A 17,393-nucleotide genomic window follows, 5' to 3' on the forward strand; every position below is an offset into this window, starting at 1 on the left:
TCGCCGCCGACGACGTCGACGCGCTTCGGGTCGGCCGTCGGGCGTGCGGGGAACGCGACCTCGCGGCCGGCGCGGGGGTTCACCAGGCACGACACCGGTGCGCCGATGATCGACCGGTCGAGGCACGCCTGGTTGCAGCCGATGCAGGTGTTCACGAGGGCGAACCGGCCGGCCAGGGAGCGGTCGACGAGTGCGGGATCGGCCAGGAACGGTCGGGCGAGGGCGACGGCGTCGAGCAGGCCGTCGGCGAGCACCGCCTCGCCGTCCCGCAGGTCCGTCATCCGGTTCGAGGCGATCACGCGGACGTGCGGGTGCGGGGACGCGCGCACCACCCCGGCGATCCGGGACGCGTACGCCAGCCAGGCCCCGTGCGGCACCGCGGCCTGCACCGTCGGGGTGCGGGACTCGTGCCAGCCGATGCCGACCGAGATGCCGTCGAGCCCGAGCGGCAGCAGGTCGTGCACGAGTGCGTCGACCTCGTCGTCGGTCGAGGAGCCGGGCATCAGGTCGGCGCCGGACAGCCGGATCGTCACGGCGAGGTCCGGGACGGCGGTGCGCACGGCCCGGACGACCTCGATCGCGAACCGCCGACGACGTGCTGCGTCGCCGCCCCACTCGTCGTCGCGCAGGTTCGTCAGCGGCGACTGGAACTGGTTGATCAGGTACCCCTCGGACGCCATGATCTCCACGCCGTCGAACCCGATCGCGCGGGCGGTGCGGGCAGCGGCGGCGAAGTCCTCGATGGTCCGCTCGACCTCGGCCGCCGTCAGCGCGGTCGGCACCACGCCCCGGGCGGCTGCCCACGGCAGGGCCGAGGGCGCCACGACGCGCTGCGGGTCCCCGTGCCGGTCGACCATCCCCGACGCCAGGGCGTACCGACCGGCGTGGAACAGCTGCGCCAGGATCGTCCCGCCCTCGTCGTGCACGGCCTGCACCGCGACCCGGAACCGCTCGTCGGCTCCCCCGACCCCGAACACCGCGAAGTCCGGACCACCGCGGGCCTCGTCGTTGACCGCGATGCCGCCGGTGATGATGCACGTGGCTCCGCCAGCTGCACGCTCCCGGTAGAACGCAGCCATGCCGGCACCACCGTCGTCCTGCACCTCGAGCCCGGTGTGCATCGACCCCATCACCACCCGGTTCGGCAGGTGCAGGGGCCCGAGGGTCCAGGGTGACGCCACGCTCCGGAGCGACTCCGGGACGACGGGGGCGGAAGCGACGCTGCTCATGCGCCCATTCTGCGGGGTCCGTGCGACCGGCGGACGGATCGTTGTGCGTGTCCGACAACGTTCCGGGCAGGATGGACGGCATGGACATCCGCTTCACCGAGTCCCGCCCGTCGACCATCGGCGTCGAGTGGGAACTCCCGCTGGTCGACCTGTCGACCGGCGACCTCGCGCCACGCGCCCCCGCCGTCATCGCCGCCGTGCACGAGCGGCTCGGTGACGCCGACCGCGTCACCGAGGAGCTGCTGACCAACACGGTCGAAGTCGTGTCGAGCGTCCACGATCGGGTGGGTGCGGCGACGAGCGAGCTGTCCGGCATCATCGGCGAGGTCATCGACGCCGCCGAACCGCTCGACGCCCAGGTGATGTGCTCCGGCACGCACCCGTTCGCCGTCTGGGACCAGCAGGAGATCACCCCGGACAGCGAGCACTACACGACCCTGATCGACCGCACCCGCTGGTGGGGACGCCAGATGCTCATCTGGGGAGTGCACGTGCACGTCGGCATCGACGACCGCGACAAGGCGGTCCCGATCATGAACGCGATGCTCGCCTACGTCCCGCACCTGCAGGCGTTCACGGCGTCGAGCCCGTTCTGGGGCGGTACCGACACCGGGTACGCCTCGAACCGTGCGCTCATGTTCCAGCAGCTCCCGACCGGTGGACTCCCACCGCAGCTCGGTGCCTGGGCGAACTTCGAGGAGGTCGTGGGCGACCTCACGCACACCGGCGTCATCGACAGCGTGAAGGACCTGCGCTGGGACATCCGCCCCTCGCCCGGCTGGGGCACCCTGGAGAACCGCGTGTCCGACGGCATCTCGACCCTGCACGAGGTCGGTGCCGTCACCGCGCTGGTGCAGTGCCTGGTCACCGCGTGCTCGGACCGGCTCGACGCCGGTGAGACCCTGCCGACGATGCAGCCGTGGTTCATCCGCGAGAACAAGTGGCGCGCGGCCCGCTACGGCATGGAGGCCGAGATCATCACGAACGTCGCCGGTGACGAGCGGCTCGTGACCGACGAGGTGCACGACCTGGTGCAGCGGCTCGACCCGATCGCGGAGCGGCTCGGCTGCCAGGACGAACTGCACCACCTCGACACGATGATCGAGCGCGGCGCCTCGTACCAGCGGCAGCTGCAGGTCGCGCGCGAGAACGGCGGCGACCTGCGCGCGGTGGTCCGCCACCTGGTCACGGAGTTCCGCGACGCGCTCTGACGCACCCACCCGGACCGGGCGTACCCGGTCGAATCGGGCGTACCCGTACGTTCCTTCCGACCAGGTACGCCCGATTCAGGTTTCCAGCGCGCGTGCGATGGGAAGGAACGTCGCGACGCGACCGGACGACGGACGGGCGCGCCCCGCGTGCCGCTGGCGCGTCACGCTGAGCGGAGCGCGCCCGTCCGTCAGGTGGTCGCGATCGCGAGCCGCGTCAGCGACCCAGGAACTTCTGCAGCGACGCGAGCTCTTCCTCGGTCGGCGCCTTGGAACCCTTGGCGCCACCGAGGCCGAGGCCGGAGCCCTGCGGGGCCTGCTGCGGTGCAGCCGCGGCACCGGCCGCGAGGGCCGCGCGCTTGGCCGGGTTGCCGACCTTCGACTTCTTCTTGCCACCCTGCTGCTGCTTCTTGCCACCGTGCATGCCCGGGATCGGACCCATGCCCGGCATCTGCGGCACGCCGCCGCGGGCGACGGTCTTCATCATCTTGGCGGCCTGCTCGAACCGGTTCACCAGGGCGTTGACCTCGGTGACGGTCGATCCGGCGCCGCGCGCGATGCGCAGACGACGCGAACCGTTCAGCAGCTTCGGGAGCTCGCGCTCCTGGGGCGTCATCGACTGGATGATCGCCTCGGTGCGGACGATCTCGCGCTCGTCGAAGTTGTCGAGCGCCTCGCGCATGCCCTTGGCGCCCGGGAGCATGCCGAGCATGCCCTTGATGGAGCCGGCCTTGCGGAGCTGCTGCATCTGCTGCAGGAAGTCGTTCAGCGTGAAGTTGTCGGTCGCGATCTTGTCCGCGACCTTGCGCGCCTCTTCCTCGTCGAAGGCACCCTGCGCCTGCTCGATGAGGGACAGGATGTCGCCGAGGTCGAGGATCCGGCTCGCCATGCGGTCCGGGTGGAACGGCTCGAAGTCGTCGAGCGACTCACCCGTCGACGCGAACATGATCGGGCGGCCGGTCACGCTGGCCACCGACAGGGCAGCACCACCGCGGGCGTCACCGTCGAGCTTCGACAGCACGACACCGGTGAAGTCGACGCCTTCCTGGAACGCGCGGGCCGTGTTGACGGCGTCCTGACCGATCATCGCGTCGATGACGAACAGGACCTCGTCCGGGTCGACGGCCTTGCGGATGTTCGCCGCCTGCTTCATCAGCTCGGCGTCGACACCGAGACGACCGGCGGTGTCCACGATGACGGTGTCGTACTGCTGGTCGATCGCGGCCTTGATGGCGTTCTTGGCGACCTTGACCGGGTCACCGACACCGTTGCCGGGCTCGGGCGCGAAGACGTGCACGCCGGCCTGTTCGCCGACCACCTGCAGCTGCTGCACGGCGTTCGGTCGCTGCAGGTCCGCCGCGACGAGCATCGGGGTGTGGCCGTCCTTCTTGAGCCACTTGCCGAGCTTGCCGGCCAGGGTCGTCTTACCGGCACCTTGCAGTCCCGCGAGCATGATGACCGTCGGCGGCTTCTTCGCGAACTCGAGCCGTCGCTGCTGCCCGCCGAGGATGCCGACGAGTTCCTCGTTGACGATCTGGACGACCTGCTGCGCCGGGTTGAGCGCGCGGTTGACCTCGTCGGAGAGGGCACGCTCGCGCACCGAGGCGGTGAACGCCTTGACGACCTCGAGCGCGACGTCGGCGTCGAGGAGGGCCCGCCGGATCTCGCGGACGGTGCCGTCGACGTCGGACGGAGTCAGCCGACCCTTGCTCCGCAGATTGCGGAAGGTCTCGGTCAGCCGATCGGAGAGTGAGCCGAATTGCGCCATGATCCGTCGATTCTACAAGGCTCGCGCAGGCCGCACCGGTCCGTTCACCGCAGGAGGACACCCTCGGTCAGTTCGAGCGGTGCCCCGAGGCCCAGGTCGACGACCACCGGCGCGCTCGACGGACTCCGGTCACCGGTCGGGAACCAGCGCCGGTCGGGCGACACCAGGATCACGAGGCCGTCCACGTCGCCGACCGCGGCGAAGGACTCCCCCGGCGGGTTCGCGTAGGGCTCGAGACCGGCGCGTCGCAGGGCATCGACGGCGCCGAGGACGTCGGGGACGGGGACGCCGACCTCGCTGATGGAGACGAGCGGGACGACCGTGTTCTCGCCCGCGTCTGCGGGCAGGTCCCGCCGCTCGATGAGCTCGAGGAGCTGCTCGTCGGGCCCCTCGAAGTAGACCGACCGCGAGTTCCAGTTCGGCGGCCCCTCGAACTCGTCCTGGTCATCCGTACCGAGCACCGTCGTCAGTCCGGCGATCCAGACCTTGGCCGCGTCGAACGTCCCGGTGGGGATCGTGATCGCCAGGTGCAGGGCTCCCGTCATCTCGGGCAGTTCACGGAACACGAGGAGCGACGACCCCACGACGACGCGCACCGCGGCGTCGACGATCTCGACCGGACACCCCAGCCGTTCGTAGAACCGGGCGGTGTCGTCGAGCGATCGGGTGGCGAGCTGTACCTGGCGGATGTCCATGTCCACATCGGACCATCTCAACCATAGTTGAGGTCAAGAGGATGGTTGTTGGACGCCGTCCAGAAACTGTCGTACGCTCGCCGCATGCCGGAACTCGAGATCGTGCACCACCCCGGGCTGCTCGACTACGCCGACGGTCTCGCTCTGCAGCGGGACCTGCACGCCGCCGTCGTCGCAGGCCGTTCCCCCGGAGCCCTCGTGCTGTGCGAGCACCCGTCCGTGTACACCGCCGGACGCCGCACCGAACCCTCCGACCTGCCGACGAACGGTGCCCCCGTCGTCGACACCGACCGCGGCGGCCGCATCACCTGGCACGGCCCGGGGCAGCTCGTCGCCTACCCGATCGTCCGACTCGCCGAACCCCTCGACGTCGTCGCCTGGGTGCGCGACCTGGAGCAGGTCATCATCGACGCTGCTGCCGCCGTCGGAGTGCACGCCGAACGGGTCGCCGGGCGCAGCGGCGCATGGGTGCCGAGCGCGGACGGCTCCCCCGCCGCCAAGATCGGCGCCATCGGGCTGCACGTCGCCGAGGGCGTGACGAGCCACGGCATCGCGATCAACTGCGACAACGCCCTGGACGCCTACCGAGCGATCGTCCCGTGCGGCATCGCGGACGCCGGGGTCACGACGCTGAGCGCCGCCGCGGCGCGCCTGGGGCTCGCTCCCGTGACCGTCGACGACCTCGCACCCCTGGTAGCGCACGGCGTCCAACAGGCCGTCGACGGCATGCACCGCGGCCACCGGATCAGCACGACGACCACCAGCACGAGCACCAGCACCGCGCCCGCCCGACAGGAGACCCTCGTATGACCCTCGCCCCCGAAGGCCGCCGCATGCTCCGGGTCGAGGCCCGGAACGCCGAGACCCCGATCGAGACGAAACCCGGGTGGATCAAGACCCGTGCCACGCAGGGCCCAGAGTTCCGCGAACTGTCCGCCCTGGTCAAGGACCAGCAGCTGCACACCGTCTGCCAGGAGGCCGGCTGCCCGAACATCTTCGAGTGCTGGGAGGACCGCGAGGCGACGTTCCTGATCGGCGGATCGCAGTGCACCCGCCGCTGCGACTTCTGCCAGATCGACACCGGCAAGCCGGAACCGCTCGACCGCGACGAGCCCCGCCGGGTCGCGGACTCCGTCGTCTCGATGGGCCTGAAGTACGCGACGGTGACCGGCGTCGCACGAGACGACCTGCCCGACGGCGGCTCCTGGCTCTACGCCGAGACGATCCGGCAGATCCACGAGCACTCCCCCGGCACCGGCGTCGAGATCCTGGTGCCGGACTTCAACGGCCGGCCGGACCAGCTCGGCCAGGTGTTCGACGCCCGCCCCGAGGTCTTCGCGCACAACGTCGAGACCGTCCCGAGGATCTTCAAGCGGATCCGACCGGCGTTCACGTTCGAACGCTCCCTGGACGTCATCACCCAGGGCCGCGACGCCGGACTCGTCACGAAGTCGAACCTGATCCTCGGCATGGGCGAGGAGCGCATCGAGATCGAGGACGCCCTGCAGCGCCTGCACGACGCCGGCACGGACATCATCACGCTGACGCAGTACCTCCGCCCGTCACCGCGGCACCTGCCGGTCGCGCGCTGGGTCAGCCCTGCGGAGTTCGTCGAGCTCCGCCAGCTCGCCGAGCAGATGGGCTACGCGGGGGTCCTCGCCGGGCCGCTGGTCCGGTCGTCGTACCGGGCGGGCCGGCTGTGGGCACGGGCGACGGTGGCGCGCGGCGGCTCGGTTCCCGAGCACCTGGCCCACCTGCTCGACGCGACCCCCGGTCGCCAGGCCGTCTGACGCTCCGGGCGACGCTCCGGACAGACGCCAGGCGCGGTGCCAGCTGGCACCGCGCCTGGCGTCCGTCAGGTGGTGACGACTACTTCGCGTCGGCTTCCACCGACTCCTTCGGCTCACCCGACGGGGTGAGCCCGCGCTCCTGGCGGCGCTTCGAGACCACGAGCGAGGCGATCGTCGCGACCGTGATCGTCAGGGCGATGAAGCCCAGCGAGAACCAGATCGGGATCTCCGGCGCCCACTCGATGTGCTCGCCACCGTTGATGAAGGGCAGCTCGTTGACGTGCATGGCGTGGAAGACGAGCTTCACACCGATGAACGCCAGGATGACGGCCAGGCCCTGACCCAGGTAGATGAGGCGCTCGAGCAGACCGGCGATCAGGAAGTACAGCTGCCGGAGCCCGAGGAGCGAGAACGCGTTCGCGGTGAACACGATGAAGGCGTCCTGCGTCAGCCCGAAGATCGCGGGGATGGAGTCGAGCGCGAACAGCACGTCGGTGAGGCCGATGGCGACCATGACGAGCAGCATCGGGGTGAACAGGCGCTTGCCGTCGACGCGGGTGGTCAGGCGGTCACCGTCGTAGTGGTCCGAGGTCGGGATGAAGCGCTTGAGGATCCGGATGAGCCGCGAATCGCCCTCGTTGCCGTGGTCGTTGCCGCTGCGGGCCTGCGACCAGGCGAGCCAGAACAGCAGCGCACCGAACAGGTAGAAGACCCACGAGAAGTTCTCGATGATCGTGACGCCGAGGGCGATGAACACACCGCGGGCGACGAGCGCGATCGCGACGCCGACCAGCAGGACCTTCTGCTGGAACTCCTTCGGCACGGCGAAGCTCGACATGATGATGAGGAAGACGAAGAGGTTGTCGACCGACAACGCCTTCTCGGTCAGCCAGCCGGCGAAGTACTCACCACCGGCCTGTCCGCCGCCGAACACCAGGATCCCGATGCCGAACAGGATGGCCAGGCCGATGTAGAAGGCCGACCAGAACGCGGATTCGCGGATGTGGGGCACGTGCGGCGTGCGCACGTGTGAGTAGAAGTCGAACACGAGCAGCGCGAGGATGCCGGCGATCGTGATGAGCCAGACGAAGAGTGGGACGTCCACGGTTTCCTTCAGGTAGGGCGTGCCACTGGTGTGCGGGTACGCCGAGGCCTGAAGGTCTCTTCCGTCGCCCCGCACCGGAACCGGTGCCGCACGACCGGCGCCCCGGGGCCGGATCGTTCCGGACCGTACTGACGGGGTCACCGAGAGGGAATACTCCCCTTCGTGTCCCCGAGCATACCGGGCACAGCGGACATGTGCCGCGCTCTAAGCTGGGAGCATGGCGAGTTCTTGGTCACTGTCCACACGGCTGCGCGGCCTCTTCCAGCGCAAGACGATCGACGAGACCACGTGGGAGGACCTCGAGACCGCCCTGATCGGCGCCGACTTCGGCCCGGACATCTCCGAGGAGATCATCGAGGACCTGCACGCCCGCGTCGACCGGTACGGCACGACCGACCCCGCCGACCTGCAGCGCATGCTCCGCGAGGTCCTCGAGGAACGGCTCTCGAAGCTCGACACCACCCTGAAGCTCAGCGCGCGGCCCGCCGTGGTGCTCGTCGTCGGGGTGAACGGCGTCGGCAAGACCACGACGATCGGCAAGTTCGCCAAGTTCCTGAAGACCTACGACCGCACGGTGCTCGTCGGGGCGGCGGACACGTTCCGCGCCGCGGCGGTCGAGCAGGTCGCCACCTGGGCCCAGCGCGCCGGGGTCGACGTCGTCCGTCCGTCGCAGCCCGGGCAGGACCCCGCATCGGTGGCGTACCAGACCGTCGAGAAGGCGATCCGCGACCAGACCGAGATCGTCGTCATCGACACCGCCGGGCGCCTGCACACCAAGGCCGGGCTGATGGACGAGCTCACCAAGATCAAGCGCGTCGTCGAGAAGCAGACCGAGATCAGCGAGGTCCTGCTCGTCCTCGACGCGACGACCGGCCAGAACGGACTCGCCCAGGCCCAGGCCTTCATCGAGGGCGCCGGCGTGACCGGCCTCGTCATCACGAAGCTCGACGGCTCGGCCAAGGCCGGCTTCGTGCTCAGCGTGCAGGAGAAGACCGGCATCCCGATCAAGCTCATCGGGCAGGGCGAGGGCATCAACGACCTGACGGGCTTCACGCCGCACGTGTTCGTGCAGAACCTCGTCGGCTGAGCGGGCGCGGTCCCGCCGCACGAGCGAACGCGATGCGGCGCCGAGGAGTAGCGTCCCGTTCTGGTCCGGGCATCTGCTCGGTCTCGTTCCAGGGATAGGAGACCCTCATGCCCGCACTGCTGATCATCGCGATCATCGTCGGCCTCGTCCTGCTCTTCAGCGGCATCTTCGTCGGCGCCCTGAAGCTCCTGCTCTGGGTGGGCATCGTGCTCATCCTGCTCGGGATCATCGGCTGGCTGCTCCGGACGATCCGCGGTCGCGCGTAGCGACCCGGCGTCCTGTCCGGACGCACCTGACGGAACAGGAGGCGCGGTGCCAGCTGGCACCGCGCCTCCTGTCTGTCGCGGTCGCGACCAGGGCGCCTACGCGACCGCGTCCGCCGGCTCGCGCTTCTGCACCCGCTGCCCGACGACGGCGGAGACGCCGTCCTGCCGCATCGACACCCCGTACAGGGCGTCCGCGATCTCCATCGTGCGCTTCTGGTGCGTGATGACGATGAGCTGCGACGACTCGCGCAGGCGCTCGAACACGGTCAGCAGACGGCCGAGGTTGGCGTCGTCGAGCGCCGCCTCGACCTCGTCCATGATGTAGAACGGCGACGGCCTCGCGGTGAAGATCGCGACGAGGAGCGCCACCGCAGCCAGCGACCGCTCGCCGCCGGACAGCAGCGTCAGGCGGTCGATCTTCTTGCCGGCGGGCTTCACCTGCACGTCGATCCCGGTGCCCAGCAGGTCGGACGGATCGGTCAGGTTGATCGACCCCGATCCGCCCGGGAACAGGATCGGGAAGATGACGTCGAACGCTTCCTTCGTGTCGTTGAACGCGGACTCGAAGATCGTCTGCATCTTCGTGTCGAGCTCGTCGATGATCGTCAGCAGGTCCGTCCGGGTCTTCTGCAGGTCCTCGAGCTGCTCGGCGAGGAACGCGTGCCGCTGCTCGAGCGCCTGGAACTCCTCGAGCGCGAGCGGGTTCACCTTGCCGAGCTGCCCGAGGTCGCGCTCGGCGGCCTTGAGCCGGCGCTCCTGCTCGGCGCGGACGTAGGGGACGGTCTCGACGTCGGCGGGGTCGATCTCGTCGGTCGTGTCGAACTCGGGCAGGGCGGGGCCGCCGGGCAGAGTGGACGCAGGCTCGACGAGGGCCAGGTCGTCGGCCGGCTCGTCAGTGCCGTCGTCGGTGCTCATCTCGGCGTCTGCGTCTGCGTCTGCGTCTTCGTGCGCGTCCGCGCGGTCCGGCTCGGGCACGCCCGCGGCGTCGGCGGCGACGGCCGCCGCTGCGCGCTCCGCCTCGCGGTGCTTCCGCGCGAGCACCCGCGGGTCCACGAGCACGTCGACCGGCACCGGCACGTGCGGCCCGTACTCGGCCACCAGTACCGCCTCGGTCAACCCGAGCTCGCTCTGCGCCCGGTCGAGGACGCCGGAGACGTGCAGCTTCTTCTCGTAGATCTCCATCTCGAGGGAGTGCACGCCGTCGGTGATGGTCTGCAGGCGGTCGCGGAGTTCACGTTCCTCGTTGCGGATCGTCTGCAGCTCGGTGTTGCGCTTCGACCGCTCGGCTTCCTCGGTCGCCAGCTGCACCCGCGCCTCGGCCAGCGAACGGTCGACCGCGCCGAGCACCCCGGGCAGGTCGGCGAGCACGGCTTCGGCGGTGTGGATCTGTCCGCGGCGGATCACCGCGAGCCGCGCGGCTTCCTCAGCGGCGGCACGCTCGGCCTCCAGCTGGCGTTCGAGCTGGTCGGCGCGGTTTCGTTCGGCGCGCACCCGCTCGCGCACGGTCTCGACCTGGATGCGCTGCTCGACCTCGGCGGCGCGCGCGGCCTCGAGCGCGTCCTGCAGCGCGGGGCGCTCGGACGCGTCGACCACGGGGCGGTCCTGCTCGGTGAAGGTCCGGTGGGCCGACTCGGCCTCGGCCAGCGCCGCCTCGGCGGTCTCGACGGCACCGTCGGTCTCCGCCAGCGCGGCGCGCAGCCGCTCGACCTCGGCCGCGGCGTTCTCCGCCTTCGCCCGCGTCGACGCACTCGTGCGGTCGTACTCGGCCTTCGCCCGCGTGTACGCCCGGGATGCCGCGTCGGCCTCGTCCGCACGACGGCGTGCGTCCTCGACGGCGCTGCGCGCGGCCTGGAGGCCCGTGGCGGCGTCCTCCGCGTCGGTCGCGATCGCGTCGCGTCGGGTCACGGCGTCGTCGCGCTCCGCGACGAGCTCGATACGCGAGGTCACGCGTTCCCCGCCGCCGGTCACGCGGACCGCACGGACGAGGTCGCCGGACCGCGTGACTACCGTGGCCTGCGGGGCGGCGGTGAGCACCGCCTCCAGGTCGAGGTCGTCGGTCTCCGCGACCAGCGTGTCGCGCAGGATCGACGCGAGCGCCGGCGGTCCCTGCACCAGGTCGGTGGCACGGCGGACGCCGGCCGGCAGGGTCGCGGGCAGAGCGGTGGAGACGGGCACGGCGTCCGCGACGACGACGTCGATCCGGCCGAGGTCAGCGGCACGGGCGTGGTCGACGGCGTCGAGCGCCACACCGCGGCCGTCGGCGAGCACGGCGTCGGCGAGGCCCTCGAGCGCGGTGGCGATCGCGGCCTCGAACCCGGGGGACACCGTCAGGCTGTCGGCCAGGCGACCGACGATGCCCGCGCGGCCGGCGTCGATCAGGGCCTGCGAGCCGTCACGGACCTCGATCGACATGCCGAGCGCGGTGACCCGGGCGTCCAGGGCGTCCCGCTCGCGTTCGAGGGCGTGCAGCCGGTCGCGCTGCTCGTCGCGCGCGCTCTGTGCCCGTTCGAGCTCGGCACGCGCCTGCTCGAGGGTCTGCGCGAGTGCGGCCTCGTCGACACCTTCGGACGGGTCGACCCCGAGTTCGGCGAGGGCCGCCGCAGCACGCTCGGCACGCTCCCCGGCCTCGGCGAGAGCCCGCTCCCGCCGTTCACGGTCGGCGACGGCGGAACCGCGCTTCGACCGCGCGACGTCGACGGCACTGGCGAGCCGCTGCGCCTCGAGGTCGTGCTGCGAGACCCGGGCGGCCTGCGCGGCGATCCGCTCGTCGAGGGCGTCGAGGGCGACCCGGGCGTCCTGCACGGCACGGGCCGTCGTCGCCGAGCCGCCCTGCATCTCGTCGGCACGGGCCGCGAGGCGATCGGCCTCGGCGCGGACCCCGTCCACCTGCTCCTGGGTGACGGTCGGGCCCTGCTGCGGGGCGTCGGCCTGCTGCGCCAGGAACATCAGGCGCTGGTTCGCCAGGCTCGACAGGCCGCGGAGGCGCTCCTGCACGCTCTCGAGCCGGTGCACGACGGTGCGGGCGCGGTCGACGTCGTCGCCGACCATGCTCTGCTCGACGTGCTGCTGGCGCACCCGGGTCTGGTCGAGCCGTTCGGTCAGGACGATGCGCTCGGACTTGCGGCCGGCCTCGACCTCCTGGTGGTCGTGCAGCTCGCGGCGCAGGCGCACCACGTCGTCGGCCAGGATGCGGGCCTTGGCGTCGCGGAAGACCGCGGCGACCGACTGGGCCTTGCGCGCGACCTCGGCCTGTCGCCCGAGGGGCTTCAGCTGCCGCCGGATCTCACCGGCCAGGTCGGACAAGCGGGTCAGGTTGGTCTGCATCGCGTCGAGCTTGCGGAGGGTCTTCTCCTTGCGGCGGCGGTGCTTCAGGATCCCCGCGGCCTCCTCGATGAAGCCGCGGCGGTCCTCCGGCGTGGCGTGCAGCACCTTGTCGAGCTGCCCCTGCCCGACGATCACGTGCATCTCACGGCCCAGGCCGGTGTCGCTCAGCAGCTCCTGCACGTCGAGCAGTCGGCAGTTCTCACCGTTGATGGCGTACTCGCTGCCGCCGTTGCGGAACAGCGTGCGCGCGATCGTCACCTCGGAGTACTCGATCGGCAGCAGGCCGTCGCTGTTGTCGATGGTCAGCAGCACCTGGGCGCGACCGAGCGGACCGCGGGTGGAGGTGCCGGCGAAGATGACGTCCTCCATCTTGCCGCCGCGCAGGGTCTTCGCCCCCTGCTCCCCCATCACCCAGGCCAGGGCGTCCACCACGTTCGACTTGCCGGAGCCGTTCGGGCCGACGATGCACGTCACGCCCGGCTCGAACGCGAACGTCGTCGGCTGCGCGAAGGACTTGAACCCCTTGATGGTCAGGCTCTTCAAGTACATGCGGTCTCCGGATGCTCAGGTTGGCGTCAGGCTAACGCGTGCGGGCACGGGGACGCGGTTGGCACACGGGACAGATGTGGCTCGACCGGTTCATGAAGGCCTCGCGGACGATCGTGGTGCCGCAGCGGGGGCACGGCTTGCCCTGCTGGCCGTAGACGTTCAGGCGCTGCGAGAAGTACCCGGACTGCCCGTTCACGTTGACGTACTGGGCGTCGAAGCTCGTGCCGCCGTCCTCGAGCGCCCGGCGCAGGATGGCGCGGACCTCGTCGAGCAGGCGTCGCAGGTCGGCGCGGGTGAGCCGGTCGGCGGCGCGGTCGTAGTGCAGCTTCGCCGCCCACAGCGACTCGTCGGCGTAGATGTTGCCGATGCCGCTCACGACACCCTGGTCGAGCAGCACCCGCTTGATGCCGCTCGAGCGCTTCCGGGCCATCGCGGTGAACCGGTCGTCGTCGAACGCGGGATCGAGTGGGTCACGCGCGATGTGCGACACCTGGCCGGGCACCCAGCGGCGCCACACGGCGTCGGGGTCGGTCGCGTCGACCTGCCCGCCGAACCCGGCGGGAGCACCGTCGATCGTCGGCACCATCGCGTCGATCGCCATCGAACCGAACGTGCGCTGGTCGACGAACTCGAGCTCCACCGGGGGTTCCGGCGCACCCGCACGGTCGGTGCCCGCGGGCTGCACGTCGATGAGGATCCGCCGGTGCTTCGCCGCCTGCCGACCACGGCCCAGCAGGATCTGCCCGCTCATGCCGAGGTGGGCGACGAGTGCCTCGGGGCGGTCCCCGTCGTGCTCGGGCTGCAGCGGCATCCAGAGGAACTTGCCCCGGCGGACGGCGGCGGCGATGGTGCGACCGGTCAGTCGGTCGGCGAAGTCCTCGGCGGGGCCGTCGTGCCGGGTCAGGGCACGGTCGTCGACCACGTCGACGTGCAGGACCCGCGCGCCGCTGACGGCGGGTTCGAGGCCGGCGCGGACGACCTCGACCTCGGGGAGTTCGGGCACGCGGTCAGGCCGCTCGACCGGACAGCCGCGTCCACGCGTCGAGCGCGGCCGCCATCTCGGCTGCCTTCTTGCTCGACCCGGTGCCGGTGGCGATGTCCTCGCCCTGCAGGACGACCGTGGCCGTGAAGGTCTTGTCGTGGTCCGGGCCGGTCTCGGTGACGCGGTACGCCGGGTTGCCGAGCGAGCGGCTCGAGGCGAGCTCCTGCAGGCTCGTCTTCGGGTCCATCGCGGCGCCGAAGCGGTCCGGGTCGATCATGAGCGGCTCGACCAGACGGAGCACGAGCTCGGTGGCCGGGTCGGGGCCGGCCGACAGGTACGTCGCGCCGATCACGGCTTCGACCGTGTCGGCCAGGATCGACGACTTGTCGCGCCCACCGGTCTGTTCCTCGCCCTTGCCGAGGCGCAGGTAGCGGCCGAGCCCGATCATCCGGGCGATCTCGGCCAGCGCCACGGTCGACACCAGGCTCGCTCGACGCTTGGCGAGGTCACCTTCGTCGAGGTCGGGGAACGACCGGTAGAGCTTCACGGTCACGGCCTGGCCGAGGATCGAGTCCCCGAGGAACTCGAGGCGCTCGTTGTGCTTGATGCCCCCGTGCTCGTAGGCGTAGGAGCGGTGCGTCAGGGCGAGCTGGAGCAGCTCGAGGTCGATGTCGACCCCGAGGATGCCCTGCAGACGAACGACGTCCGGCCCCGCGGGGCGAGACCCCGCAGCGCCGGACGTTGTCGTCATGCGTTCGGTCCGATCAGACGTCGGCGACCTTGCGGCCCTTGTACTCCATGTACAGGGGCGTGCCGGCCGAGTCCTCGACGACCTTCGCGCGGTGCGGGAGGCTGTAGGTGACCTGACCGTTCTCGATCGTCTTCACGAGCTGGATCGGCGTGGCCTTCCACTGCGAACGACGGGCGTGCGTGTTCGCACGGGACTGCTTGCGCTTGGGAACGGCCATGGTGAATCTCTTTCGGTTGGTCGGTGGTCGGAACGGGGGCTGGCGGTGTCGGGACCTACTCGGTCTCGGCCCGCTCCTCGCCCTCGGTGGTCTTCGGTGCGGTGGTGTCACCGTCGGTGGATCCTGCAGCACTGTCGTCGAGAGCGATCCCGCTGAGCGCCGCCCACCGGGGGTCGATCACCTGACGAGCGGGCTGCTCGCCGAGGTCGGCCAGACGCTCACCCGTCACCGGGTCGAGTCCTGGGCAGTCCGGTCGGCAGACCGGCTGGAACGGCAGCGACAGCACCACCGCATCTCGAACGACCTGTTCGGTGTCCACGTGGTCATCGCGAACGAAGAAGTCGAAATCCTCCGAGGCATCATACGCGAACAGCTCGGCGAAATCGACCTCGATCGGTTCGCTGATGTCGATGAGGCAGCGCGAGCACTCCCCCGCGGCGTCGGCTGAAGCGTGCCCGGACACGAGGACGCCCTCGTGCAGGCCTTCGAGCTTGACGTCGATCCGCAGTTCCGCACCCTGGCGGACGGCGATCAGACCGGCCCCCATCGCGTCGGGCACCTCGATGTCGAGCGAGTGCTCGCGCATCTCGCCCGGCCGGTGCGCGAGGTCGCGCACGCGCAGGGCGTAGGGGCTGTTCACGGGGGAAGACACGATCGACAAGCCTAGCGCGATCCAGGCCGAGAGTCGAGGTGGCGACAGGCGTGTCCGGACGCGGTGCCGCCCCGGGGACGCTCAGCGGGCCGCGAGGGCGTCCGCGACGGTCTTCGGCACGTAGGGCGTGACGTCGCCGCCGAGGGACGACACCTGGCGGATGAGCGAGCTCGACACGTGCGCCCGCGATGCCTCGGGCAGCAGGAACACCGTCTCGACGTCGGCCAGGTGGCGGTTCATGATGGCCATCGGGGTCTCGTACGCGACGTCCTCGCCGGACCGCACGCCCTTCACCAGGACCTTCGCGCCGACCTGCCGGCAGTAGTCGACCAGCAGGCCCGACGTCCATTCGCCGACCGTGACCGTCCCGGGCGCGCCGACCTCGACCAGCGAGTCCCGGATGAGCCGGACCCGGTCGACCGCCTCGAACATCGCCGGCTTCTTGTCGGGGTTGTGCACCACGAGGACGTGCACCTCGTCGAAGAGCCCGGCCGCGCGGCCGATGACGTCGAGGTGCCCGAGGGTGACGGGGTCGAAGGAACCGGGGACCACCGCGATCTGCGCCATGGCAGCGACGATACCGCGCGCGCCGTCGTGCCCCCGGGTCAGTTCTTGCCGAGGAACGCCGCGTCGGACTCGTCGAGGCGCCGGGCGAGCGCGTCGCGGAGGGCCGGCGACCCCTCGAGCTCCGGGTCGGGTTCGAGTACCCGCTCGGCCTCTTCGCGCGCGTCGACGATGAGGTCCGCGTGCTCGACCACCCGGAGCAGGTTGAGCGAGGACCGCCCTCCGGACTGCCGTTCACCCAGGACGTCGCCTTCGCGTCGGAGCTCGAGGTCGATCCGGGCGAGCTCGAAGCCGTCGTCCGAGGCGGCCACCGCGTCGACGCGCTCACGCGAGGTGGTCTCGAGCTCGGCCGTGGTGACGAGCAGGCAGACACCGGCCCACTGCCCACGGCCGATGCGACCGCGCAGCTGGTGGAGCTGCGAGACACCGAACCGGTCGGCGTCGAGGACCGCCATCATCGCCGCGTTCGGCACGTCGACCCCGACCTCGATCACGGTCGTGGCCACGACGACGTCGAGGTCACCGGCGGCGAAGGACGTCATCACGCGGTCCTTCTCGTCGGCGGTCATCCGGCCGTGCAGGACCGCGATCGAGCGCCCCTCGAGCGCGGGCATGGTGCGCATCCGCTCGGCCGTGGCGAGGACGGTCGCAGGAGCGCGCTTCGGGGCCTCGGCCTCGGCCTCGGCGGGTTCCGGCTCCCCGTCGTCCTCGGTGTGGGCGTCGTCGATGGCTGGACAGACGACGAACGCCTGCCGGCCCTTCGCGAGTTCCTCGGCCATCCGCGACCAGATCCGGGGCTCCCAGCCGGGGTGCTCCGCCAGCGGGACGGTGAAGGTCTCGACGCCGGCACGCCCCGACGGCATGCCCGTGATGGTCGAGACGTCGAGGTCGCCGAACACGGTCATCGCGACGGTGCGCGGGATCGGCGTGGCCGTGAGCACGAGCACGTGCGGCGGGGTCGTGCCCTTGGACAGACGACGAACGCCTGCCGGCCCTTCGCGAGTTCCTCGGCCATCCGCGACCAGATCCGGGGCTCCCAGCCGGGGTGCTCCGCCAGCGGGACGGTGAAGGTCTCGACGCCGGCACGCCCCGACGGCATGCCCGTGATGGTCGAGACGTCGAGGTCGCCGAACACGGTCATCGCGACGGTGCGCGGGATCGGCGTGGCCGTGAGCACGAGCACGTGCGGCGGGGTCGTGCCCTTGG

14 protein-coding genes and 3 pseudogenes are annotated in these 17,393 nt (G+C 70.9%); 5 read left to right on the forward strand and 12 right to left on the reverse strand.

Going from position 1 to position 17,393, the window contains the following annotated elements; all coding sequences use genetic code 11:
* A pseudogene (fadH, locus tag H489_RS38370) lies at positions 1–1,229 on the reverse strand (NADPH-dependent 2,4-dienoyl-CoA reductase); the annotation flags it as partial.
* Positions 1,230–1,300: 71 nt separating this feature from the next.
* Here fadH and H489_RS33665 point away from each other — a divergent pair.
* Positions 1,301–2,440, forward strand: a complete 1,140-nt coding sequence (locus tag H489_RS33665; RefSeq protein WP_017888262.1) for a glutamate--cysteine ligase — start codon at positions 1,301–1,303, stop codon at positions 2,438–2,440.
* 214 nt (positions 2,441–2,654) lie between these two features.
* Here the strand turns inward: H489_RS33665 and ffh are convergent, their stop codons facing one another.
* Positions 2,655–4,205, reverse strand: a complete 1,551-nt coding sequence (gene ffh / locus H489_RS33670; RefSeq protein ID WP_017888263.1) for a signal recognition particle protein — start codon at positions 4,203–4,205, stop codon at positions 2,655–2,657.
* 44 nt (positions 4,206–4,249) lie between these two features.
* Complete coding sequence (locus tag H489_RS33675) at positions 4,250–4,900, reverse strand: glyoxalase/bleomycin resistance/dioxygenase family protein (protein WP_017888264.1); 651 nt, start codon at positions 4,898–4,900, stop codon at positions 4,250–4,252.
* A gap of 84 nt (positions 4,901–4,984) precedes the next feature.
* Between H489_RS33675 and lipB the strand changes: the two genes are divergently transcribed.
* Both lipB and lipA read left to right on the forward strand, forming a co-directional pair.
* The gene (gene lipB / locus H489_RS0119735; RefSeq protein ID WP_051067417.1) at positions 4,985–5,710 is read left to right on the forward strand and encodes a lipoyl(octanoyl) transferase LipB; all 726 of its coding nucleotides are present in this window, start codon (positions 4,985–4,987) and stop codon (positions 5,708–5,710) included.
* The gene (lipA, locus tag H489_RS33680; RefSeq protein ID WP_017888266.1) at positions 5,707–6,690 is read left to right on the forward strand and encodes a lipoyl synthase; all 984 of its coding nucleotides are present in this window, start codon (positions 5,707–5,709) and stop codon (positions 6,688–6,690) included. Before lipB ends, lipA begins: the two co-directional genes overlap by 4 nt.
* A 79-nt stretch (positions 6,691–6,769) precedes the next feature.
* On the opposite strand, the gene H489_RS33685 is transcribed toward lipA, so the two are convergent.
* The gene (locus H489_RS33685; RefSeq protein WP_017888267.1) at positions 6,770–7,795 is read right to left on the reverse strand and encodes a TerC family protein; all 1,026 of its coding nucleotides are present in this window, start codon (positions 7,793–7,795) and stop codon (positions 6,770–6,772) included.
* Positions 7,796–8,012: 217 nt separating this feature from the next.
* On the opposite strand from H489_RS33685, the gene ftsY reads away from it, so the two are divergent.
* The gene (ftsY, locus tag H489_RS33690) at positions 8,013–8,882 is read left to right on the forward strand and encodes a signal recognition particle-docking protein FtsY (protein ID WP_017888268.1); all 870 of its coding nucleotides are present in this window, start codon (positions 8,013–8,015) and stop codon (positions 8,880–8,882) included.
* A gap of 107 nt (positions 8,883–8,989) precedes the next feature.
* Positions 8,990–9,148 carry a hypothetical protein gene (locus tag H489_RS38375; protein WP_017888269.1) on the forward strand — a complete coding sequence of 53 codons (159 nt, stop codon included), beginning with the start codon at positions 8,990–8,992 and terminating at the stop codon, positions 9,146–9,148.
* Positions 9,149–9,244: 96 nt separating this feature from the next.
* Here the strand turns inward: H489_RS38375 and H489_RS33695 are convergent, their stop codons facing one another.
* From H489_RS33695 to H489_RS38675, 8 genes and pseudogenes are all read right to left on the reverse strand, one after another.
* Positions 9,245–13,021, reverse strand: coding sequence for an AAA family ATPase (locus H489_RS33695; protein ID WP_017888270.1), 3,777 nt, complete (start codon positions 13,019–13,021; stop codon positions 9,245–9,247).
* 31 nt (positions 13,022–13,052) lie between these two features.
* Positions 13,053–14,024, reverse strand: a complete 972-nt coding sequence (gene mutM, locus H489_RS33700) for a bifunctional DNA-formamidopyrimidine glycosylase/DNA-(apurinic or apyrimidinic site) lyase (RefSeq protein ID WP_017888271.1) — start codon at positions 14,022–14,024, stop codon at positions 13,053–13,055.
* 4 nt (positions 14,025–14,028) lie between these two features.
* Entirely contained in the window at positions 14,029–14,754 is a 726-nt protein-coding gene (gene rnc, locus H489_RS33705; protein WP_017888272.1) for a ribonuclease III, read from the reverse strand.
* 13 nt (positions 14,755–14,767) lie between these two features.
* On the reverse strand, positions 14,768–14,971 hold the full coding sequence (rpmF, locus tag H489_RS33710; protein ID WP_017888273.1) for a 50S ribosomal protein L32: 204 nt from the start codon (positions 14,969–14,971) through the stop codon (positions 14,768–14,770).
* 55 nt (positions 14,972–15,026) lie between these two features.
* Entirely contained in the window at positions 15,027–15,611 is a 585-nt protein-coding gene (locus H489_RS33715; RefSeq protein ID WP_017888274.1) for a YceD family protein, read from the reverse strand.
* A gap of 93 nt (positions 15,612–15,704) precedes the next feature.
* Positions 15,705–16,190 carry a pantetheine-phosphate adenylyltransferase gene (gene coaD / locus H489_RS33720; protein WP_017888275.1) on the reverse strand — a complete coding sequence of 162 codons (486 nt, stop codon included), beginning with the start codon at positions 16,188–16,190 and terminating at the stop codon, positions 15,705–15,707.
* Between the two features lie 38 nt (positions 16,191–16,228).
* A pseudogene (locus H489_RS0119745) lies at positions 16,229–17,158 on the reverse strand (helicase-related protein); the annotation flags it as partial.
* Positions 17,089–17,393, reverse strand: a pseudogene (locus H489_RS38675) (hypothetical protein); the annotation flags it as partial. The pseudogenes H489_RS38675 and H489_RS0119745, both read right to left, overlap by 70 nt.

Origin of the sequence: Curtobacterium flaccumfaciens UCD-AKU, assembly GCF_000349565.1 — a bacterium.
GTDB lineage: Bacteria > Actinomycetota > Actinomycetes > Actinomycetales > Microbacteriaceae > Curtobacterium > Curtobacterium poinsettiae.

Bases quoted from the DNA above. Each gene is read 5' to 3' on its own strand.
- H489_RS33665 (WP_017888262.1), top strand. From the start codon at position 1,301: ATGGACGGCATGGACATCCGCTTCACCGAGTCCCGCCCGTCGACCATC.
- ffh (WP_017888263.1), bottom strand. From the start codon at position 4,205: ATGGCGCAATTCGGCTCACTCTCCGATCGGCTGACCGAGACCTTCCGC.
- H489_RS33675 (WP_017888264.1), bottom strand. From the start codon at position 4,900: ATGGACATCCGCCAGGTACAGCTCGCCACCCGATCGCTCGACGACACC.
- lipB (WP_051067417.1), top strand. From the start codon at position 4,985: ATGCCGGAACTCGAGATCGTGCACCACCCCGGGCTGCTCGACTACGCC.
- lipA (WP_017888266.1), top strand. From the start codon at position 5,707: ATGACCCTCGCCCCCGAAGGCCGCCGCATGCTCCGGGTCGAGGCCCGG.
- ftsY (WP_017888268.1), top strand. From the start codon at position 8,013: ATGGCGAGTTCTTGGTCACTGTCCACACGGCTGCGCGGCCTCTTCCAG.
- H489_RS38375 (WP_017888269.1), top strand. From the start codon at position 8,990: ATGCCCGCACTGCTGATCATCGCGATCATCGTCGGCCTCGTCCTGCTC.
- H489_RS33695 (WP_017888270.1), bottom strand. From the start codon at position 13,021: ATGTACTTGAAGAGCCTGACCATCAAGGGGTTCAAGTCCTTCGCGCAG.
- rnc (WP_017888272.1), bottom strand. From the start codon at position 14,754: ATGACGACAACGTCCGGCGCTGCGGGGTCTCGCCCCGCGGGGCCGGAC.
- rpmF (WP_017888273.1), bottom strand. From the start codon at position 14,971: ATGGCCGTTCCCAAGCGCAAGCAGTCCCGTGCGAACACGCACGCCCGT.
- coaD (WP_017888275.1), bottom strand. From the start codon at position 16,190: ATGGCGCAGATCGCGGTGGTCCCCGGTTCCTTCGACCCCGTCACCCTC.